Origin of the sequence: Duganella sp. CF458 (genome assembly GCF_900113115.1) — a bacterium.
Classification (GTDB): Bacteria; Pseudomonadota; Gammaproteobacteria; order Burkholderiales; family Burkholderiaceae_D; genus Rugamonas.
Genome location: NZ_FOOF01000016.1, coordinates 122,737 through 143,334, shown reverse-complemented (window position 1 = coordinate 143,334; position 20,598 = coordinate 122,737). Strand labels below are relative to the sequence as shown.

Here is a 20,598-nt window from a genome sequence, read left to right as displayed (position 1 = left end):
CCTCGCCTTAGAAACGGTACTTCAGGCTTGCCGATACGCTGCGCGGTGCCGCGTAGGTAATGGCGCCGTAAGCTGCGAACATGCCGAAGTGTTTCTTGTCGAACAGGTTGTTCACGTTGACCTGCGCCGAAAGCTGCTTCGTGATGTCGTAACGCGCCATCAGGCTGGCCAGTGCGAAGGAATCCTGTTCTATCAGGCCGTTGGTGCCTGAAGGTGCAGCCGGGTCCACGGTATAGGTACGGCTTTCCCAATTCACGCCGCCGCCAACTGTGAGCGCATCCAGGCGGTAGGTAGTGAATACGCGGAGCAGCTTGCGCGGATAGACGCTGTTGATGTCGGCGCCAGCGGCATCCTTGGCCTTGAACTGGGAATAGCCGGCGGTGGCATTCCAGCCACTTGCCAGTTCGCCCGACAGCTCGAACTCGAAACCATCGCTCTTGGCTCCGTTGGCGGCGCGGTAATAGGCTTCCTTTGCAAGCGGGCCGTTGCCGTCACGGTCAGTCATGCCCGCTTCCTGCGCCAGCTTGTCCTGCTTGATCTTGAATACGGCAAACGATGCATTCAGGCGGCCATCCAGGAATTCTCCTTTGATGCCCGTTTCGTAGCTCTTTCCAACGACCGGATCCAGGATATTTCCGGCCAGGTCCTTGCGGTTCTGCGGCTGGAAGATATCGGTGTAGCTGGCGTAGGCGGAGAGGTTCTCATTGATGTCGTACACCAAGCCCGCATAGGGGGTCAGCTCGTGATCGTGCTTCAGCTGGTAAGCCGGGGTCCAGGCGCCGACGCCGCTCTTGTCGTAGTTGGTGACGCGTGCGCCGATGATCGCTTTCAGCGGATCGGTGACCGAGAAGCGTGCCACGCCGTAAACCGCCTCCTGTTTGGTCACGCTGCTTTCGTAGAAGGTCGGCGCACCCCACGTCGGCTCAGGATAAGCGGCGCCATTCCATGTATTGAAATTGCCCACTGGCGGATAGCCACCTGCGTAATCGGCGGCGCGGCTGTCGGCATTGAATTTCTGCTTCGAGTGCATATAGCCGAAGGCTGCCTCGTGCTTGCGGCCGGCGAACTGGAACGGGCCGCTGGCATGCAGGCTGAAGTCGTCCTGCCTGGTGTGGGTGATGTACGAGCCGGCGAAGGCGCCCACGCCCAGGCCCGTCACGCGGTCCGGCACCCCGGACAGGTACAGCAGTGCTGAATCGGCCTTGCGGTCGCCGTGGCTGAAGCTGGCGCGCAGCTTCCAGCCATTGTCGAAACTGTGATCCAGGTTGGCGAACACGCTTTCGTATTCCGTTTCCCAGCGCGTCCAATCGGCGGCGGAAGTCTTCGAGACATCCCAATTGGTCTTGCTGCCATCGGTGTACCAATATGGCAGCCCGCCCCACATCGGGCCTTTCGGCTGGTTCTTCTGGCGGCTGTAACCGGCGGACAGCACGGTGCGCGGCGCCAGGTCGGCTTCCACGGTACCGTAGAAAGTATTGCTCTTGCTCTTCAAGAGATCGACCCAGCTATCTGATCGCTGGTACTCGCCCACCACGCGGGCACGCACGGTACCGCTAGCATTGACGCCAGCCGAAACGTCCAGCATGCCACGCCGCTCGTTCCAGTGGCCGATTCCGATTTCGGCGCTGCCGGTCAGTTCTTTGCTCGTCGCGCGCTTGCGTACCAGATTGATCGCGGCGGAAGGATTGCCGGCACCCGTCATCAGTCCGGTGGCGCCGCGCACCACTTCGACGCGGTCGTAGATTGCCAGGCTGCCGATTACTTCGCCGGAACTCCAGGGTTGGTCCCAGGTGGTTGGCACGCCATCGATCTGCAGGTTGTCGATGTCGAAGCCGCGTGCGGTGAAGCCGGCGCGGTGGGTTTCGTACTGATTGACGGAGACGCCGGTCACGTTGTTGACGACGTCGGTCACAGTCTCCAGCGCCTGGTCTTCAATGCGCTGCTGGGTCACCACGGAGATGGATTGTGGGGTGTCGCGCAGGGAAATATTCAGCGGCGTGGCCGTCCGGCTGCGATCCGTCGTGTATGAATCCAGCTTCTGGGCCGTGACCTGAATTTGCGGCATGACCGCCGCTTCCTCGGCAAACGCCGCCATTGGAAACGCCAACCCAAGCAGCACCACCAACTTCTTCTTATCCATCGTTACCTCAGCTAATTAGTCGATTATTAGCTGGCGAAGGGCTGGCTTTTATATGAAGCGCAAATGATAACCATTCTCATTTAAAAGTCAACACTTGCTTATGCAAGTTACTGGATTAGATTGAAATTGACCCAGATCATGCCGTTGGATTGTGTGCAAGCCTAGACTTTTTCCCATCTATCCATCTGGGAGGCTGCCATGGGGTACAAGACTGTCGTAGTGCACGTCAATAGTTCCGCAGATACCGAACGCCGAGTGCGGCTCGCCGCCCAGATCGTCAGGATGGCGAAGGGCCGACTGGTCGGGGCGGCAATGAGCGGGATATCGCGTTTCCTGTACGCCGATCATGCTACGGCGATGGGCGTCAGCATGGCGGCACAATGCATCGATGAAGCGCGTGAGAATGCCCGGGCCAGCCTGCGGCGCTTCGAATCGCAGTGCCGGATGCTGGACCTGCCCTCCTTCGAATCCCGCCTGCTCGACGACCAGGCTGCAGACGGCCTTGTGCTGCAATCGCGTTATGGCGACCTGGTGATACTGAGCCAGGTCAATCCGGACGATCCGGTCCCGCCCCTGGAGCAAGAAACGCCGGAGTATGTCGCCATGAGCGGCGCGCGGCCGGTATTGGTAGTGCCCTACGCCGGCCACTTCGAGGCGCCGTTCCAGCGTGTGCTGGTGGCCTGGGACGGCAGCATGGAGGCCACGCGTGCCATCACCGCCGCCATTCCACTGATGGAGTGCGCCGGCAAAGTCACCCTGGCCGTGTTCAATGCGGGGCGCGAGCCTGGTACCCATGGCAGCGAGCCGGGCGCCGACATGGCGCTTTACCTGGCGCGCCACGGCATCAGGGTCGAAGTGTCGTCGCAGGTCACGGCGATCGACATCGGCTCGGCCCTGCTCTCTTTCGCAGCCGATATCGACGCGGACTTGCTGGTCATGGGCTGCTACGGGCATAGCCGCTTCCGCGAAATCATGCTGGGCGGCGTTTCACGCACTGTTTTGCGGAGCATGACGCTTCCTGTACTGCTAGCGCATTAGGTCTATACTGGCCTGCATGCCGAATCCATTTGCCAATGTCGCCGCCGCATGGCTTGCACATCCCATGGAGATGGCCCGGGCGTGGCAGGAGCTTGCCACGGTCGCCTGGGCCACCGGCATGCCTGCGCCGTTGGCGGAGGCTGCCGAAGGCGACGACCGCTTCAGCGACGACGCCTGGCGCGACAACCCATTCTTTCACGGCCTGATGCAGCAATACCTCGGGTTCACACGCACCCTCGAACGGCAAGTCTATGACACGCCGGGTGTAGAGGAAGCCGAGGCCCACAGCGCGGCCTTCTGGCTGCGCCACTGGTGCAACGCTATTGCACCGAGCAACTTCCCCCTGACCAATCCAGAAGTGTTGCGCCGCGCTTTCGACAGCGGCGGTGCGAGCCTGAAACACGGCTTCGAAGAATGGCTGCGCGACTTGCTGGCCGGCGACTTGCGCATGGTCGATCCGGCCCAATTCCAGCTCGGGCGCGACCTGGCTGCGACGCCGGGCCACGTCGTGATGCGCAACCGGATGATGGAATTGATCCAGTACACTCCGCTGCGGCAGGAGGTGCGGACGATGCCCTTGATCCTGGTGCCGCCCTGGATCAACAAGTACTACATCCTCGACCTCACCGCCCGGCAAAGCATGATTCGGCACCTGGTCGATCAGGGTTTTGACGTTTTTGTCATAAGCTGGAAGAACCCGCACGCGGACATGCAGGACGTCAGCTTTGAAGACCACCTGTTCGACGGCATCCTCGCCGCAATCGAGGCGGCGCGCACCATTGCGGGTGTACCGCAGGTGCACGCAGTCGGCTATTGCATCGGCGGCACCGCGCTGTCGGCGCTGATGGCCTGGTTGAACCGCCGCCACCGCGCGGCACGCGATATTCCCGTCGCACATTGGACCCTGCTGGCTACCTTGACCGATTTTTCCAAGCCTGGCGATATCGCCAGCTTCATTAACGATGAAAGCGTGGCGCTGCTGGAAGAATTGATGGCGCGCCAGGGCTTCCTTGATTCGCAGCAGATCGGCTGGAGCTTCCGCATGCTGCGCCCGAACACCCAGATCTGGCGTTACGTGGTGCGCAAATACCTGCTCGGCGAGCCCGCCCCCGCACTGGCGCCCTTGGCCTGGAACGCGGACGGTACGCGGCAGCCGCGCGCCACGCACAGCTTCTGCCTGCGCGAGCTGTACCAGGCCAACAAACTGGCCCAGGCCGGCGCTCTCGACGTTCGCGGCCAGAAGCTTGACCTGGGCCGCATTCGCCAGCCCCTGTATGCGGTGGGTGCGGTGGCCGATCACATCACGCCGTGGCGCAGCACTTATCGCAGCGCAGCCCTGGTCGGCGCGCCGGTGCAGTATGTGCTGACGGCGTCCGGCCATATCCTCGGCATCATCAATCCACCTGGCGGCAGCACAAAGCAGCAGTTCTGGTCGGGACCCCTGATTCCGGGGCGCGATGCCAAGGACTGGCTGGCGGTGCAGACCGCCAGCCCCGGCTCCTGGTGGCAGGACTGGAGCGCATGGCTGGATGCGCGCTGCGGGGAATGGCGCGCGCCGGCGCCGGGCCCGCACACGGGCTACCCGTGGCTGTGCGATGCCCCCGGAAATTACGTGCGGGAGCGTTAGTCCTGGCCTTATAATTCCGGCCATGCAAAATGAACAAAAACAATTCCGCCGCCGGCTTGCCGTGCTGGGCGCGATCGCGCTTTTGGGCTTTGCCGTCCTGGCCGGCCGTGTCATCTGGCTGCAAGCGCTCCAATGAACGGTACTTATTCCTTGTGGCGCCGCCTGCGGCCGGTGCTGGCCGTCGACGCGCCGTTGGCCGCCATTCTCAGCCTGCTGCTGGCGGCAGGCCTGGCAACCCTGTTCTCCGCCTCGGCCGACTTCCCCGGCCGCTTTGAACTCCAGTTGCGCAACGTCCTGATGGCGCTGGTCCTGATGTGGACCGTTGCGAACATCCCGCCGCCCTTGCTGATGCGCCACGCGGTGACGCTGTATTCCCTTGGCGTGGCCTTGCTGGTCGCTGTCTTCCTGTTCGGTGTCACCAAGAAGGGCTCCACGCGCTGGCTTCATCTCGGCCACGACTTCCAGCCGTCGGAGATGATGAAGATCGCCATGCCGATGATGCTGGCCTGGTACTTTCACCGCTTCGATGGCGCCAAGGGTTGGCAGGTGTTCGTGGCCGCGGCGGTGCTGTTGGCCATTCCTGTCGGCCTGATCGCCAAGCAGCCCGATTTCGGTACCGCCATGCTGGTGCTGGCAGCGGGCTTCTATGTCATTGTGCTGGCCGGCCTGTCCTGGAAGGCGTTGGCAGCGCTGGCCGTTGGCGGGCTGGCGGCGGTGCCGGTCGTATGGCAATTGCTGCACGACTTCCAGCGGCAACGCGTACTGACCTTCCTGAATCCCGACGCCGACCCGGCGGGCAAAGGCTTCCAGATCACCCAGGCCAAGATCGCCATCGGCTCCGGCGGCATGGCAGGCCGCGGCTGGATGGACGGCACCCAGGGCCATCTTGGCTTCATTCCCGAACGCTCCACCGATTTCATTTTCTCGGTCTTCGCGGAGGAATTCGGCCTGTTCGGCGGCATCGCGCTGCTGCTGATGTACACCTTGCTGATCTGGCGCGGGCTGCAGATCTCGGCGGCAGCCGTGACACCGTTTTCGCGCTTGCTGGGCGGCGCCATCACGATGATCCTGTTCACCTACGCCTTCATCAACATCGGCATGGTGAGCGGCGTGGTACCGGTGGTTGGGGTGCCCCTGCCCTTTTTCAGTTATGGCGGCACCGCCCTGGTAACACTGGGGATCGGATGCGGCATCCTGATGGCCATACGGCGCCAAAGCCAGGCCTGAAATCCGTTACAACTGTCCCAGATCAGACAATTCCACCACGTCCTGTTCAGGGCGTAACGGAAGCGTTGCTGAAATGGCGACAGGTTGGCGATTTCGGTTGAATTGCCGCGGCCTCCCCGTCAAGATTGGGTCACCCCAACCACAACCGGACGGAGAGACGAATGAACTTGAAACACCTTGGCGCTTTCGCACTCGCAGCATCCTTCAGCCTGGGCGCCTACGCGGCCGATGGCCTGTCTGCCACCATCAGCATGGACAAGCGCGCCCTGGGCCCGAGCGATGACGTCGTGGTCCAGGTGACCCTGACCAACACTTCGTCCGTGCCGCAGTATGTCCTGAAGTGGCATACCCCGTTCGGGGAAATTGAAGAATCCCTGTTTGAAGTGACCCGCGACGGCGCCAAAGTGCCGTACGAGGGCATGCACGTCAAGCGCGCGGCGCCGACGCCTGCCGATTACTATGTGATCCAGCCGGGCAAGTCGCACAAGGTGAAAGTGGAACTGTCCCACCTGTATAACATGAGTATTTCGGGCGACTATTCCATCCGCTACCTCACCAAATCGTCCAAGCTGTTCAGCAACATGGATCCGATGGGGAAAGCAGTGGACAAGCGCCAGTCCGATACCTTGCAATCGGACGCGCTCACCATCTCGATCGAAGGCAGCCTGCCGCGCGGCAGCATCGCCAAGGCGCCGGCCGAGCCGGAGGCACTCGCTGGCAGCCTGTCGTTCAGCAAGTGCACCGCTTCCCAGCAGTCGACCGTCACCAGCGCCGTGTCTGCCGCCAAGAACATGACCAACAATGCCAACAGCTACCTGGGCGCCAACAATACCGGCCAGCGCTACACCAAATGGTTCGGCACCTACACGTCGAGCCGTTACGCGACCGTGAAGTCGCACTTCACCTCCATCAAGGATGCCTTCGACAACAAACCGGTCACTGTCGACTGCGGCTGCAAGCAGTCGTACTACGCCTACGTCTATCCGAACCAGCCATACAAGATCTATGTCTGCAAGGCCTTCTGGAGCGCGCCGATGACCGGCACCGACTCGAAAGGCGGCACCCTGGTGCATGAGATGAGCCACTTCAACGCGACCGCCGGCACCGATGACCATGCCTACGGCCAGTCCGCGGCCGCCAGCCTGGCAATCAGCAATCCGACCCAGGCCATCGACAACGCCGACTCGCACGAATATTTCGGCGAGAACACCCCTGCCCTGCAATAAGCTGCCCCTTGCCGCTCACCTGCCGGTATGCTCGAAGCGTACCGGTCCAACGGTGAGCGGTATCTCTTTGCCATCCATGAGGTAATGCCCGGCATAGCTGATGGTGTAGGCGTGGCGGCCTGGCTTGAAGCCGTACGCTGGCGCCAGGTCGATCCTGTTGCTACGCTGTGCGCCAGGCTTCATGGCCAGGTAGTCTGCTTCGCTGAGCGGCCCGCGTTTGACCATGATGCCTTGGTATTCAAGCAGCTGGCCAGTTGCCGCGTCGCGCACTTCGAACAGCTTGCCGAACATTTCCGCTTCGGTCGCTAACGCATGCAGCACCTTGACTGGCCGCGGCGCATGGTTGGCAAGCGCGATCTGCAGCACGGGGTGGCCGCCGCCCTCTTGCACGGTGAATTTGACTTCCAGCATCTTCGGTTCCCCAGTGAGCGCGCCCACCGCTAGCATGACTGCAATATTGATTTTCACTCCAGACCTCGTTACACGTGAAACCTGCTGTTAGCGCGACTGTTCCAATGCCTCCCCCACGACTTCCAGGAAGTCGTTGATGTTTAGCGGCTTCGTCAGGTAACGGAAGAAGCCGGCTTCCAGCGCCGCCTGCACATCCAGAGGCATGGCATTGGCAGACAGCGCAACGACCGGAATCTCGCGCGTTGCCGCATCCTGCCGCAAGCGCCTCTGGGCCTCGCGCCCGCTGATGCCAGGCAGGTTCATGTCCATCAATATCACAGTTGGCAGATATTCGCGCGCCATGGCGACTCCGGTAATGCCATCGGTCGCAGACAGCAATTCAAGGTCAAGATGCAGCTTTACGATCTCTTGCACGAGCCTTAGGTTGGCTGGATTGTCTTCCACGTAAAGCAATATTGGCTTGCTGTGATGGCCCCGCACTGCCGCGGGCGTAGCTGCGCCTTCTTCGCTGCCTGGACGCGCTGACTGTTGTGGTTCGGTGGCCTCCATCTCGACAGCGAATGTGCTGCCTTGGCCAACCGAACTGGTGACGCTGATGGTCGCGTTCATCAGCTCGGCCAAGCGCCTGCTCAGCACCAGGCCGATGCCACTGCCCTCCTCCGAACCGCCCTCCTGGCCCAAGCGGTTAAATGGCTGGAACAGGCCAGCCAACTGCTCGCCGCTGAGCCCCGGCCCGTCATCGCGTACTGCCAGCCATACCCGCCCGACATCGCCCTGGCCGCAGGTGACCCAGACGTGGCCGCCTTTGCTGTTGTACTTGACGGCATTGGTCAGCAGGTTAAGGACGATCTGGCGCAGCCGGATGCGGTCAGCCTTTACGCACAAACCGCCTGGCTCGGACAGGTAGACAGTGACTTGCCGCGCGTCGGCCATTGCCTCGATCATCTTGCTGGCTTCACGCAGCAGGTCGTCCAGCGCCACCGGCTCAAGTGAGAGCGTGACGGCACCGACCTCGATCTTGGCCAGGTCCAGTGTTTCGTTGATCAAGTGCAACAGATGCTGGCCGGCCTGCACGATATTGCCGGCGAAGGCGTAGCGCTGCGGTTGCGACAGCGGCAGCTTCTCATTTTGCAGCAACTGGCCAAAACCGAGGATGGCATTCAACGGCGTGCGTAATTCATGGGACATGCTGGCGAGGAAGCGGTCCTTGGCCTTGCTGGCCTGCTCCAGTTCCAGCTTCTGCTCGAGCAGCTTGCGCTCGATCTGGCGGCGCCCGCTGATATCGCGGATGGCGCTGGACACCAGCAGCTCGTCCTCGGTCTGCAGGGGGCTGAGGCTGATCTCCACCGGGAATTCGGAACCATCGCGGCGCATCGCATACAGATCGGTGCCGGCGCCCATGGCACGCGGCTGGGCCTTGTCGAAAAAGCTGCTGCGCGCCGCCGGATGGCGCCCGGCAAAGCGGGCCGGTATCAGGATTTCGATCGGCTTGCCCAGCAACTCCTGGCGCCTGTAGCCGAACAGTTGCTCGGTCTGCGAATTGACCAGCACGATTTCGCCCCGCGCATTGACGATTACCATCGGGTCCGGCGCCGATTCGAGCAAGCCGCGGAACTTCTGCTCGGCCTTCTTGCGCTCGCCGATGTCGCGGATCGCGCTCATGACAATGGCGCCCTCCTCCATCTGGATCATGCTGAGGCTGATCTCGACAGGAAACTCGTGCCCATCCTTGCGCAAGCCGTACAGCTCCAGCCCCGCGCCCATGGTGCGGGTGCGCGGCTGCACGAAATACTGGGCGCGATGCGACACGTGGCCACCGCGAAAGCGGCCAGGCAACAAGACCTCGACCGGTTTTCCCAGCAGCTCGCGCGGTTCAAAGCCGAACAGGCGCTCGGCCTGGCTATTCACCAGCACGATACGGCCGGTGGAATTGGCCATCACAATCGCATCGGGCATCGACTCGAGCAGACCGCGGTAGCGCGACTCGACCTGGCGCGCATCGCGCAGCGCCTTGGCATCGGTGATGTCGTTCTGGTTGTGGATGATGTATTCGATCTCGCCCGGCGCGCTGTACACCGCCTTGCAGGCTGCGCCGACATACACCGCCTGGCCGTCCTTGCGGCGGCGCAGGTATTCGAAATCGGCGCCGAATTCCTGACGCACCGGATGGCCCGGCATGCCGATCAGTTCCGCCAGGCGCTGGCCGCGCGCTTCTTCTGCGCTGAAGCCGTAGATTTCGGTCGCGCCCCTGGTCCAGAAGGTCACGACATCGTTGGCATCCGTGGCGATGATTCCACCGGGAGCTTCTTCCAGGATGAACTTGCCCAGGTCGATTTGCATGGTTGGTCTCTAAGCGAACTCAGCGAAACCAATTGTAAGCGAATTTTAACCAAAAAAAACCGCCGGCCCCTGCGGGCCAGGCGGTCGATAGCGCGGGGGAGCGCGCTTGATTACCAGGAGGCTTTCAAGGTGTACTTGCCGTTGGTAGCACCCGTGCCACCCGAGTAGTAATACACCTTGGCATACAAGGTTACAGCAGTCGAGCCCGTGTTGGCGCGCGTTACAACATCGGCCTGGCCGGTGCCTTTCACGCTGGAGGCCAGCTCGGTGCCTGCACTGTTGTACAGCTTCAGGTCGTAATCCGAGGTCGCGTTCGGCGTCATGGTGGCGGTCAGCGTCTTGCCAGCCGGAACCGTGATGGCAAAGTAATCGACATCGCTGCTGGCGCTCATATTGGCGCTGGCAGTGGTGCAGGACTGGGTGATGGCATTGGCGGTCGCAATGGTGTTATTGCTTTCCGTTTCAGACATATTGACCGGGGTGCAGGCGCCGCCGCTCAGGATGTTCTGCGCTTCGAACTTGGCCTGGAAGGTGTTGGCGTAGCTCAAGTCGGACGGGAACAGGGTCTTGGCCGCGTTCACGATCGCCGTTGCCATGGCTGGCATCTTGATGTTGGAACCGAGGCCGAAGTGCGCTTCCAGGATGATCTTGTCGATGTTGGCGCGTGGCTTGCCGGCAGCGATCAGGGATACCATGGAAGCGTACAGTGGAGCGGACCACAGTTCATCGGACTGGAACGTCACGCCATTCTCGGTGACCGAGCTGTGCGCACTGTACGTTTTGCTGCTGTTGTACTTGGCATCGGTGCGGTTCATCATGCGGCCAGCCCAGCACGAGCCGTGGCCATCCCAGCTGAAGGCCCATTCCGGGTGGTAGACCTGGCCATTCGGGGTGCTGTACGAATACGAAGCGGCCCAGTAGTCGCCGAAGCCTTCGCCCATGGCGCCGGTATCGCCGCCGGACCAGCTGGAATTGATGCTGGCCTGGATGCCGTGGCCGTATTCGTGCAGGATGACGTCCGCGTCTTCGCTGTCGTTCACGCAACCGTGGCCAAAGGCCAGGTAGCCGGTGGCGCCGCTGCCGCTGAAGTGCGAGTTGTCGTCGCCGTTGACGCCGTCTGTGTCGATGTCCATCGAACGCTCGAGGATGCCTTTGCTGCCGCTGAAGCCCAGCGATTGCATGTAGCGTTGGCTCTGGTCGAGGTGGAAATAGACGTTGGTGTCATCGAAGGCGTTGTTGCCGCGTTTGGCAGTCCACACGCCGTTGGTGGTGGTGCTCGGCGCAGTCGCTGGCGCTTCGATGTTCTTGATGTTGACGTAAGGGCCGGTCAGCTTGTAGACGCCGGCGGTCACGGTCAAGTCGCGCAGGGTCTTGGTCGAATAGGCCGCGTCGAATGCCGAGGCCGCCGAAGTATCGGTCAACCCATCGTTGTTCAGCGTGGTCCGCGGATCAGGATCGAAAGCATAGCCGCTGCCGTTGATGCCGGAAGCCGCCAGCACCGTTGCGGTGGAGGCTTTCAGCGCGCTCACGCTGGAGCTGGCCTTGGCTGCGTCAGTGGCGGCATGGCGGTCCAGCATCTGGCCCGGCGCCGCGGCGCGTGCAGCCAGGCTGCGTTCGCCGCCCTTATTGGTGCGTGGCAGCGAAGTGGAGTAGGAATCGATCACGCTGCCGTCGTGCGCGTTCAGGTACTGGACGAAACCGCCGGTCGGCATTTCAGCTTCGATGGCGACCTTGCGCGCCAGTTGCACGCCATCCTTGGTCGGCATCCACACCAGGGTTGCCGAAGGCACATTCACCAGGTTGTGCTGCACCTTCATGTTCTTCCAGCCCTTGTCCAGCGCTTCGTCGTTGCTGATCTGGGATTTGTTGTACAGTTGGTTTACCGCGTCCGCTTCAGCCTTGGCCGAGATATGGCGGGTTTCGTTGAAGATCTTTTGCAGGTCGCCGTTCTTGCCGATCGAAACGACGATCAGGGCGCGGTCCACCGGCAGGCCGCGCAGCATCTGCTGGTAGTAATAGTGCTTGGCCGTCAGCGATTCCTTGACCTCGACCAGTTCCAGGTTTTTCAGGTTCGCCGGCAGGCCGAAACGCGCCGCGTTAACCTTCAGCACGCCTTCTGCGGAAGCTGCCTTGGTGTTGGTGAAGACGGTCAGGTTGTCGACGGTTTTTTCGCCGGCTTGTGCCAGGCTGGCGCATGCCAGCATGACCGTGGTAGCAATCGTGGTACGAGTTGTGTTGCGCATGTTGTCAATGTCTCCTGAAGCGGTTATAGATGTCTTTTTCGATGGAACAACAAGCCCCGCCGGGCCCGGCAATCAACAGCGTGATCGGCGAGTATAACTACGAAAAGTTCGCCGGCTTGATGGGATTTTTGATTAAAAACGCAAAACAATTGCGTCAAGACCGGGCACGCAACGTTAGAAGGAGTCTTCAGTGAAATTGAACATTCTGTTATTTTTTTCGGGCCTTTGCTGCATCGGTGCGGCGGCGGCAATTCCCGATGCGGAGCCCGATGTCACGGCGCAGGTCGTGGCTGTGCTCGAAGGCATTGCGGACGGCAAAACGGCGCCGGACCGCTTCACCGAACGCGGCAGCAGCTACCTTGCCGTACCGGGCCTGCCCGCGCTGATGAAAGGCTGTCCCCGCCCCTTGATGCTTGAGCTGCTTTCGCGAAACGTAAATGGGGAAGACCGGCTTTACGTGTACCGTGCCACATGCCAGCCGCAAGCCTTGCGCATCGCGATCGATTTCAACAAGGCCGCACGCATCAACCGGCTTGAACTGGCACCTGAGCACTAGATGCACGCGGCGCTGGACTTGGCCTTGTGGGTGTGGTCAGATATGCACTAATCAGCCAGGAGAAGAGCATGGACGTCATTACGACAGCAGTGACGGCAGGTGCCGGCGAGGGCGGCGTCAGTGCTGCCTACCAGATGCTGAAATCCCGCCTCGCGGCCCAATCTCCTTCGGTCGCCGACGCCATTGCCGATGTAGAAGAAGATCCCGGTTCGCGTTCGCGCCAGTTTGCGCTGAGCGATGCCTTGGCCTCTGCCGGGTTGGCGGGCGACCGTTACCTGCGCGCCGCCGCGCGCAATCTCATCGATGAGGTCGAACGGCGCCGCAGCGCGCGCACGCCGGCAACGGCCAAACTGGATGGGGCGCCGGACCATGCTGTCATGAAAGTTTTCTTCGCGACCGATCGCGAACTGAGCGGCGACCGCCACCCCGCCCGCCAGTTCGGCAGCGTGCGCGGCCAATTGCGTTACGGCAGCTGTGAAGTCAGCATTCCACGCGACCACAGGATGGGGGAAATGGAATCACCTTCCCTGCTCCGGCTGGAGTTCCGCCAGGATCCGGAACAACATGTGGTGTTGCTTTCAGCCGACTTGGCTGAGCGCGACAGTTGCCTGGCCGAACTGGGACAGTCGATCGCCGCCAACGGCACCCGCAGCGCCCTGGTGTTCATTCACGGCTACCGTACCACGTTCGAAGACGCGGCGCGCCGCACCGGCCAGCTGGTGTACGATCTGGGCTTCCAGGGCACGCCGATTTTTTACAGCTGGCCCTCGCAAGGAAAGCTCTCAGGATATATATTGGATGAAGCCAATGTGGAATGGACCCAGGCGGACCTGGCGGCATTCCTGGCTGACGTCTTGCAGCAGCCGGACGCCGAACATGTGTACTTGCTGGCCCACAGCATGGGCAACCGGGCTTTGGCCCACGCGACAGCCAGCGTGATTGCGGCACGCCCGGACCTGGCGGGCCGGATCCGGGAGGTCATCCTGGCTGCGCCGGATATCGATGCAGAAGTATTCCGTCATCAGTTGTTGCCGTCGCTGTCTGCTGTACCGAACCCGTTGACCCTGTATGCTTCGTCCGAGGATAGCGCCTTGCGTGCTTCCAAAGCCGTGCATGGCTATGCCCGTGCTGGCGACAGCGGAGTGGGCCTGGTGACGGCGCAAGGCGTTGAGACCATTGACGCCAGCAAGGTGGACACCGGCTTTATCGGCCATACGTATTTCGCCGAGCAGCGCTCGGCTTTGAGCGATATGTATTACCTGATCCAGAAACATACCAGGGCCGCCGAGCGCTTCGGCTTGCAGGCGGTCGAAGGTGCGATGGGACGCCATTGGACGTTCCGCGTATAAAAAGGGGACCGTGTTTATGAGTTATGCAAGCGCGCCGGACGAGGCAGTCTTTTGCGTCGACAAGCTTCTTGAATACATGGGGCAGGACGAGAAAGCCCTGAACACAGTGGTCAAGATCGTTCGCGACGGCATTGGCCCGGGTATCGAACCACTGAACCTGGCGGGCGAAGCGATCCGGGACGGCAAGCTCATGGAAGCCCGCCGCATCTTGCACAATTTACGCGGTTCGATCGGCAACCTGGGGGCCAAACGCTTCGTGGCGGCCTCGCTGGCACTTGAATTAGCCCTGCAAGAGGGCCGTATTGTTGAAATCCCGATCCTGTTCACCGCACTCGAGGGTGAGCTCAAACTGGTGCATGACCATGCCGGCGCATGGCTGGACCAGCATAGCGGGCGCGCTGCCGTCCGCTAACGATTGCTTACATCTGTTACCCGGTGCGATTTTGTGCGGCGCAATAACCGCATGTTATGATGGGAAACACTTACAAGTTTGGCAGTTTTGCGTGCCGTGCGCCTGCGTCAGCTCGCATTTCATAAAATCCTGAAAGTTGCCCGAATATTGACATCGGGCAATTAATTGATATAATGCCATCCGTTCGGGGAATAATAGGAAATATGGAAATTTTCAACAAGGCGGGAATCATGGTCACCTCTACGCTTGTCATGGTCGGCATGTTAATTGCCTGCCAAGTCAAGGAAGAAGTCCAGCCGCCGGCCCCCGTGGTCGAAGCTGTCGCCAAGAAATTGGCCGAACATGGCGGTGCGGCAGCTGAACGCCGCATGCGCGAATGGGCTGAGCAAGGTTCGCCTGTTGCGGCCCGTGAACTCGGACTGCTGTACAGCCAGGATGCGGCAAAGCACCAGGAAGCCATGCGCCTGCTGGAAAAGGCTGCGCTGGCCGGCGATGCTGTTTCGGTCGACTACCTGTCTACCCGCTATCGATCAAGCGCAACCGTTGCGAAAGCCGACGGGACGCAAAGCTGGCCTTTGTTCGTCCAGCTCAACAACCAGCACCATACCAAATAAAGTCCCCCGTGGATCGCGCGAACTCTTGAGCGCGATCAACAAGCAGATTTAAGAGCTCCCTACGCTGGTAACTTCACCAGCCTGGGAGTTTTTCATGTCTCGTCCGATTACTATCGCAGCCGGAATGGCGCTTGCCGCCCTGCTTGCTTGCCAGCGGATCAAGCCTGTCGCAGACGTACTCGCCGATGCGCGAACGGCGCACGGCAAGGGCGAGGATCGGGCTGCCGTCATCCATCTGAAAAACCTGCTGCAGCAAGAGCCTGGCCATGCCGCGGCGCGGCGCATGCTGGGCGAACTGCACCTGGCGCTCGGCGATGCCATGTCGGCCGAGAAGGAGCTGCGCCGCGCGCTTGCGCTGGGCCAGCCACGTCATGAATTGCTGCCGCTATTGGTGCGGGCCATGCTGTTCCAGGGATCCTACCAAGGCTTGCTGGATGAACTGCAAGCAGAACCGCTCTCCCCAATCGTTCTTGCTTGGCGTGCTCACGCGCTGCTCGGGCTGGGCAAGGCGGAAGATGCCGGCCAGCTTTACACCCAGGCCCTGCGCCAGGACGGCCAGCTGGTGGAAGGCCATCTGGGCCAGGCCCGGCTGGCACTGCTGCGCAACGAAGCCGGCGCCGCCGCGGACTCGGTCGGGCGTGCCCTGGCTGCCGACCCGCACAACAGCGATACGCTACGCTTCAAAGGTGACCTATTGCGCGCGCGGCACGACCTGGACGGCGCCCTGGCCACCTACCGTTCCATTCTCGAACGCGACAAGGGCAATGTGCAAGCCTTCGCCGATATTGCTGCAGTCCACCTGATGCAGGGCAAACCGGCGCTGGCGCGGCAGCAACTGGAGGCCGCGCGAAAGATCCAGCCTGCCAGCCTGGTCATTCTCTATGCCCAGGGCTTGCTCGACCTGGCTGAGGGCAAGCACAAGGCCGCTCTCGAGCGTGCGCAAATGGTGTTGCGCGCGGCACCGGATCACTTGCCCAGCATGCTGCTGGCAGCTTCCGTGGAGCTGGAGTCGGGCGCCACGGCGCAGGCGCGCGCCCACATCATGCGCTATCGCCAGTCCCAACCCAAGGAAGTCTTTGCACTGCGCTTGCAAGCACAGTGCGATATGCGCGAGGGGAAGCCGCAAGATGCGCTGGCCTTGCTCGAACCGGCAATTGCCGACAACCCGCAGCAGGTCGACTTGCTGGCACTTGCGGGGGAAGCCGCAATGCGCGCCGGCCAACACGAACTGGCCGCGCGCTGGTTTGGCCGGGCCAGCAGCCTGGCGCCGGAATCCAGCAACCTGCTTGCGGCCAATGGCTTGAGTTTGCTTAGCCAGGGCCAGAATGCCCGCGCATTGGAAGCCCTGGAACAGGCCACGCAGAAGGAAGGAGGGGCGGCATCACGCGCCGGTTCCCTGCTGGTCATGACCTACCTGCGCGAGCGCAACTTCACCAAAGCCCGGGCGCAAGTGCGGCAAATGGAAGCGCTGGGCGATAATCCTGCCGTGCAGAACCTGAAAGGCGGCGTGATGTTGGCCAGTGGCGACTTGCCCGGCGCGCGCCAGGCGTTTATGCGTTCATTGGAACTGGATCCTGCGCACATGCCAGCGCTGGACAACCTGGCCGAACTGGACCTGCTGGAAAAAAAGGCCCCCATCGCCCGCCAGCGTTACGAAGCAGCACTCGAACGAAACCGCGGCAGCTGGCCGCTGCTGATGGCACTTGCCAAGCTTGAGGCAAGGCTAGGCAATCTCAAGGCCGGGATCAACTGGCTGGAGCGCGCCGTTGCCGCAGCGCCCGATGCGCTAGCCCCGGCGCAGATGCTGGCGGCGCTATACCTGCGCAGCGGACAGGCCGGCAAGGCGCTGCAACTGGCGCAACGCCTGCATTCGCTGCGCCCGAACGAGGCGGCCAGCCTGGACTTGTTGGCCCAGGCCGCGTCTGCCGCCGGGCAGCACAGGCTGGCCCTGGATACCCTGGACAAGCTGGCGCTGCTGCATCCTGCCGATGCCGACGTGCAGCTGCGCCTTGCGCGTAGTGCGCTGGCAGTGAAGCGCACAGCCGCTGCCTTGCAGGCTGTCCGCAAGGCAATTGCCATCGACCCGGTGAGGGAAGACGCCTTGCTGCTGGCCAGCGCGCTCATGCTCGATGGCCGGGCCTTCGACGACGCCCGCAAACTTGCACGCAGTGTGCAACAGCGGCAACCGGGCGCCGGCATCGGCTTCAAGCTCGAGGGCGATGCCTGGCTCGAAGAAGGCAAGGCGGCCGACGCCCTGGCGCCGTATGAGCGCGCTTACGGCATCCAGCGCAGCGGCCCGGTCCTGATTGCCCTGCACCGCGCCTTACACGCCGCCGGCAAGGCACAGGCAGCGGACCAGCGCATGCGCGACTGGCTCGGCCAGCAGCCTTCCGACCAGCCAACCAGGCTGTACTATGCCAGCCATTTGCTGCAACAGTCGCAGTTCGGAGCTGCTCGGCGCGAGTACGAGATCATCCTGCAACGCGATCCCGACAATGTGCTGGTCTTGAATGACCTGGCCTGGGCGCTGCTGCAGGCCAAGGACGCGGACGCGCTGCGGCCGGCCGAGCGCGCCTACCGGCTCGCCCCGGGCAATCCGGCAGTGGCCGATACGCTGGCCTGGATCCTGGCGGAGAACGGCAAGCCGGCACGCGCCCTGCCCCTGTTGAAAAAAGCACTGGAAACGGCACCGGCGGCGACCGACATCCGCCTGCACTATGCGCACGCCCTGTTTCGCAGCGGCGACAAGCGCGGGGCGCGCAGCCAGTGCGAGCAATTGCTGGCCGTCCAGGGCTTTGCCCACCGGGCCGAGGTCGAAGGCTTGCTCGCCAAGCTGTGAGCTGTCGGCGCCCTTTACGCAGCGCGGGGCTGGCCCCGGCACTGGTGCTGGCCCACTATTTGCAAGATGGTGCATATCCATCACCGGGAGCCCACCATGTTCAAGAACATCCACCACGGCGCCGCCGCCTGGCTGTCAGCCATGGCAATCGCCGGGCCGGCCGCAGCGAGCCCGCTAGCCCCATTCGTCTTGCATACGCCCGGTGCAGTCGAAATCAAGTTCAGCGGCTATATGGCCCGCAGCGGCGACAGCAACGGTACCGGCATGCGCGAGACCAGCTTCGGCGCCGGCTACATGACCAACATCCACGAGCTCGGCAACCCTGCCAACCAGCTTTGGCGTAGCGGACAAGACAACCAGAGCATTTCCTTCATGATGTACGGGATCGCGGATGCCGCGGTGCGGCCGATCGCCGGCTCGCCCGCGCACCAGGTCCTCGGCACGGGCTGCACGCACAGCGCCTTCGGCTGCGACGGTAAAATCCACCTCGATTTCTATCTCGACAAGCTGACCGGCGGCACCAATCCCGGCTTTGGCATTGGCGGCATCAAGGCCTCGCAGCGGCAGGGCTTTGAGCGGCTGGGCGGCATCACCGACGGCGCGCTGTTGATGCGCTGGGAATTCGTACCGGGCCTGGCGGCGACTGGATCGGGCGCAACACCGGTCACCATGGTGCAGCAGCTAAGCGGTGTCGCCTCCCCCTCGTCCGGCTTCGGCAGCTACCTGGCGCGTTGCGCGGGCGGGCCGGCCTGCGCCTATTTCAGCAACGGCATGCAGCAGGCTGGCGCCGACTTCTATGGGACCAACACCATGTCCAGCATCATGGCCCTGACGGCGATTGGCCAGAACGGCTGGAGCGCCCGGCTGTCCGATCCGGTGATCGCCCAGGTCACGCTGGACCAGCCTCCGGCCATTGCCCTGCTGCCGCTCGGGGCCGCGATGCTGCTGGTGCTGCTGCGGCGCCGTCAGCGCGGTTGATAGCGCCCCGGGGCGATGATGTGCTGCGGATCGAGCGCGGCCTTGATGCGGGCCACCGTGCTCCAGTAGGTATCGTGGCCGCTGTCGAGTGCCTTGAACGATTGCGGTCCGACGCGGTAGGGAATGTAGCCCGCGCCCATCAGGCGCGCGAACGATGCTTCATAGCATTGCCTGGCGCGTAGCACTTCCGCGGCATCCTCCTGGTCAAAGCAGATGGTCAGCACGCCCCCCAGCACGCGCTCGTTGATCATGCTGAACGTCTCGAACAGGTCGAAGCCATGCATGGCGAACAGCGGTGCCACCAGCGCATGCACCCGCAGCAGGTCGACGCCGCGCATGGGCAGTACGGGTGCCAGCCACATCATTCCACAACCGTCGCGCGCAGGGTTGGCGGCAAACGGGAAGCCCGGTGGCAATCCGCCACGACGGCGCCAGTAGGCGCCGGCCAGGAAGCGCCCATCCGGGATGCCGCGGTTCATGTTCAGCAAGGAACGGCCAAGGTCCACCTGAGCGCTCAGCTTGGCCCCCAGGCTGGCCCGCCCCATCAAGCGGGCGGCTACGCTGCCAATGGCCAGCGCCCTGTCGTCGATAAAGCGCAGGGTGGCCAGCTTGCCGATCGCCGTCCGCAACGCCCGCCTTGCGTCGGCCAGCTGCGCCGGCCGGCCGTAAAGCGCAGCTGACACTGTCCAGGCGCCGATGCCGGCGCTGCGGCAGAAGTCGGCGCGCAGCTGTTGCGGCAGCGGCGGCCCTTGCGGCACCAGCGCAGCCGGGAACACCATGCCCCCCGAAAGCACGCGCAGGTCGTTTCCGATGTGCACGACGCTGGACAAGGTGCCATCCATGCGCAACGGCCGCAGCGCGTCCACGACGGGCGCGATGCCTTCGAACTGCGACACGCTGGCAACCAGGTGGCTGACCGACGCCGTTTGCGGTAGCAGCCAGAAGCCAAGGCTGGTCACGATGCCGAAATTCGATTGCGTGAACAAGCCATCCAGCCACGGCCCGACGCCATATGGATACAAGTGGGCCGCCGTGGCATGGGCGAAATGGGCGAAGCCGGTCTCGAGTGTGTCACCGCTGGCAAGCACGATGCGCATGCCGGCCACGTGCAGCATCCGGTTGCCGTACGGCGTGTGGCCGAACCCGCGCTCGAGGATATTGCCGACCAGGCTGGTGTCCGGGCCGGCACCGGTACAATCCATCCATAACGGCAGGCGCAGCTCGCCCAGGCGGGCCGCCAGTTGCGCCTGCGTGACGCCGGGCTCGATGACGGCGTAAGCCAGCTCCGGGTCGATCTCGATGATGCGGTTCATGCCGCCAAGGTCCACGATCACCTGGCCCTCGCGGCTGGGATTGGCGTCGCCATAGCCCCAGTTGCGCCCGGTACTAAGCGGATACAGCGGGATGTCAAATTCACCGGCACTTCTCACCACCGCCACCACCTCCCCGTGCGATAGCGGGCGCAACACCGCAAGCGGCGCGACGGGACTGGCCGAGGTGCTGGCCATATACGGTTCGAGATCGGCAGGCGATGTCAGTACCCGGGCCGGGCCCAGCAACAAGCGCCAGGCCTGCAAGGCGGGATCGAGCTTGTTCAT

Annotated in this window: 16 protein-coding genes; 11 read left to right on the top strand and 5 right to left on the bottom strand. The window is 62.7% G+C overall.

Annotated features, from left to right (window positions below; genetic code table 11):
* Positions 1-7: 7 nt before the first annotated feature.
* Positions 8-2,140, bottom strand: a complete 2,133-nt coding sequence (locus BM269_RS23060; RefSeq protein WP_090442739.1) for a TonB-dependent siderophore receptor — start codon at positions 2,138-2,140, stop codon at positions 8-10.
* Positions 2,141-2,338: 198 nt separating this feature from the next.
* Here BM269_RS23060 and BM269_RS23055 point away from each other — a divergent pair, with 198 nt between their 5' ends.
* The 4 genes from BM269_RS23055 (at position 2,339) to BM269_RS23040 (ending at position 7,258) form a co-directional block, all read left to right on the top strand.
* Positions 2,339-3,178: a universal stress protein gene (locus tag BM269_RS23055; RefSeq protein ID WP_090442737.1), complete on the top strand. Its 840-nt coding sequence runs from the start codon at positions 2,339-2,341 to the stop codon at positions 3,176-3,178.
* Positions 3,179-3,194: 16 nt separating this feature from the next.
* Positions 3,195-4,805 carry a PHA/PHB synthase family protein gene (locus tag BM269_RS23050; RefSeq protein WP_090442734.1) on the top strand — a complete coding sequence of 537 codons (1,611 nt, stop codon included), beginning with the start codon at positions 3,195-3,197 and terminating at the stop codon, positions 4,803-4,805.
* 132 nt (positions 4,806-4,937) lie between these two features.
* Positions 4,938-6,032: a rod shape-determining protein RodA gene (gene rodA / locus BM269_RS23045; protein ID WP_090442731.1), complete on the top strand. Its 1,095-nt coding sequence runs from the start codon at positions 4,938-4,940 to the stop codon at positions 6,030-6,032.
* A gap of 161 nt (positions 6,033-6,193) precedes the next feature.
* A complete protein-coding gene (locus BM269_RS23040) occupies positions 6,194-7,258 on the top strand; it encodes a M35 family metalloendopeptidase (protein WP_090442727.1) in 1,065 nt (354 codons plus the stop codon).
* Between the two features lie 15 nt (positions 7,259-7,273).
* On the opposite strand, the gene BM269_RS23035 is transcribed toward BM269_RS23040, so the two are convergent.
* The 3 genes from BM269_RS23035 to BM269_RS23025 form a co-directional block, all read right to left on the bottom strand.
* Complete coding sequence (locus BM269_RS23035; RefSeq protein WP_139232840.1) at positions 7,274-7,726, bottom strand: hypothetical protein; 453 nt, start codon at positions 7,724-7,726, stop codon at positions 7,274-7,276.
* A 30-nt stretch (positions 7,727-7,756) separates the two neighbouring features.
* The gene (locus tag BM269_RS23030) at positions 7,757-10,009 is read right to left on the bottom strand and encodes a PAS domain S-box protein (RefSeq protein WP_170860461.1); all 2,253 of its coding nucleotides are present in this window, start codon (positions 10,007-10,009) and stop codon (positions 7,757-7,759) included.
* Positions 10,010-10,119: 110 nt separating this feature from the next.
* Positions 10,120-12,252, bottom strand: coding sequence for a hypothetical protein (locus tag BM269_RS23025; protein ID WP_090442720.1), 2,133 nt, complete (start codon positions 12,250-12,252; stop codon positions 10,120-10,122).
* A 41-nt stretch (positions 12,253-12,293) separates the two neighbouring features.
* On the opposite strand from BM269_RS23025, the gene BM269_RS29535 reads away from it, so the two are divergent.
* The 7 genes from BM269_RS29535 to BM269_RS22995 all read left to right on the top strand — a co-directional run bounded on the left by BM269_RS29535 (position 12,294) and on the right by BM269_RS22995 (position 19,000).
* Positions 12,294-12,446, top strand: coding sequence for a hypothetical protein (locus tag BM269_RS29535; RefSeq protein WP_170860460.1), 153 nt, complete (start codon positions 12,294-12,296; stop codon positions 12,444-12,446).
* Positions 12,443-12,808 (top strand): hypothetical protein, encoded by a 366-nt coding sequence (locus BM269_RS23020; RefSeq protein WP_090442717.1) that lies wholly within the window; start codon positions 12,443-12,445, stop codon positions 12,806-12,808. Before BM269_RS29535 ends, BM269_RS23020 begins: the two co-directional genes overlap by 4 nt.
* A gap of 68 nt (positions 12,809-12,876) precedes the next feature.
* Positions 12,877-14,157: an alpha/beta hydrolase gene (locus BM269_RS23015; protein ID WP_229204764.1), complete on the top strand. Its 1,281-nt coding sequence runs from the start codon at positions 12,877-12,879 to the stop codon at positions 14,155-14,157.
* A gap of 16 nt (positions 14,158-14,173) precedes the next feature.
* Positions 14,174-14,569, top strand: coding sequence for an Hpt domain-containing protein (locus BM269_RS23010; protein WP_139232839.1), 396 nt, complete (start codon positions 14,174-14,176; stop codon positions 14,567-14,569).
* A 230-nt stretch (positions 14,570-14,799) separates the two neighbouring features.
* Positions 14,800-15,183, top strand: a complete 384-nt coding sequence (locus tag BM269_RS23005; protein ID WP_211482740.1) for an SEL1-like repeat protein — start codon at positions 14,800-14,802, stop codon at positions 15,181-15,183.
* A gap of 94 nt (positions 15,184-15,277) precedes the next feature.
* Positions 15,278-18,022: an XrtA/PEP-CTERM system TPR-repeat protein PrsT gene (gene prsT, locus BM269_RS23000; protein WP_090442711.1), complete on the top strand. Its 2,745-nt coding sequence runs from the start codon at positions 15,278-15,280 to the stop codon at positions 18,020-18,022.
* A gap of 96 nt (positions 18,023-18,118) precedes the next feature.
* Positions 18,119-19,000 (top strand): hypothetical protein, encoded by an 882-nt coding sequence (locus BM269_RS22995; protein WP_090442708.1) that lies wholly within the window; start codon positions 18,119-18,121, stop codon positions 18,998-19,000.
* On the opposite strand, the gene BM269_RS22990 is transcribed toward BM269_RS22995, so the two are convergent.
* Positions 18,988-20,598 (bottom strand): FAD-binding oxidoreductase, encoded by a 1,611-nt coding sequence (locus BM269_RS22990; protein ID WP_090442705.1) that lies wholly within the window; start codon positions 20,596-20,598, stop codon positions 18,988-18,990. The two genes, BM269_RS22995 and BM269_RS22990, sit on opposite strands and share 13 nt — an antisense overlap.

Bases quoted from the DNA above. Each gene is read 5' to 3' on its own strand.
- BM269_RS29535 (WP_170860460.1), top strand. From the start codon at position 12,294: ATGGAACAACAAGCCCCGCCGGGCCCGGCAATCAACAGCGTGATCGGC.
- BM269_RS23005 (WP_211482740.1), top strand. From the start codon at position 14,800: ATGGTCACCTCTACGCTTGTCATGGTCGGCATGTTAATTGCCTGCCAA.
- BM269_RS23030 (WP_170860461.1), bottom strand. From the start codon at position 10,009: ATGCAAATCGACCTGGGCAAGTTCATCCTGGAAGAAGCTCCCGGTGGA.
- BM269_RS23050 (WP_090442734.1), top strand. From the start codon at position 3,195: ATGCCGAATCCATTTGCCAATGTCGCCGCCGCATGGCTTGCACATCCC.
- BM269_RS22995 (WP_090442708.1), top strand. From the start codon at position 18,119: ATGTTCAAGAACATCCACCACGGCGCCGCCGCCTGGCTGTCAGCCATG.
- BM269_RS22990 (WP_090442705.1), bottom strand. From the start codon at position 20,598: ATGAACAAGCTCGATCCCGCCTTGCAGGCCTGGCGCTTGTTGCTGGGC.
- BM269_RS23025 (WP_090442720.1), bottom strand. From the start codon at position 12,252: ATGCGCAACACAACTCGTACCACGATTGCTACCACGGTCATGCTGGCA.
- BM269_RS23040 (WP_090442727.1), top strand. From the start codon at position 6,194: ATGAACTTGAAACACCTTGGCGCTTTCGCACTCGCAGCATCCTTCAGC.
- BM269_RS23060 (WP_090442739.1), bottom strand. From the start codon at position 2,140: ATGGATAAGAAGAAGTTGGTGGTGCTGCTTGGGTTGGCGTTTCCAATG.
- BM269_RS23055 (WP_090442737.1), top strand. From the start codon at position 2,339: ATGGGGTACAAGACTGTCGTAGTGCACGTCAATAGTTCCGCAGATACC.
- BM269_RS23010 (WP_139232839.1), top strand. From the start codon at position 14,174: ATGAGTTATGCAAGCGCGCCGGACGAGGCAGTCTTTTGCGTCGACAAG.
- rodA (WP_090442731.1), top strand. From the start codon at position 4,938: ATGAACGGTACTTATTCCTTGTGGCGCCGCCTGCGGCCGGTGCTGGCC.
- BM269_RS23015 (WP_229204764.1), top strand. From the start codon at position 12,877: ATGGACGTCATTACGACAGCAGTGACGGCAGGTGCCGGCGAGGGCGGC.
- prsT (WP_090442711.1), top strand. From the start codon at position 15,278: ATGTCTCGTCCGATTACTATCGCAGCCGGAATGGCGCTTGCCGCCCTG.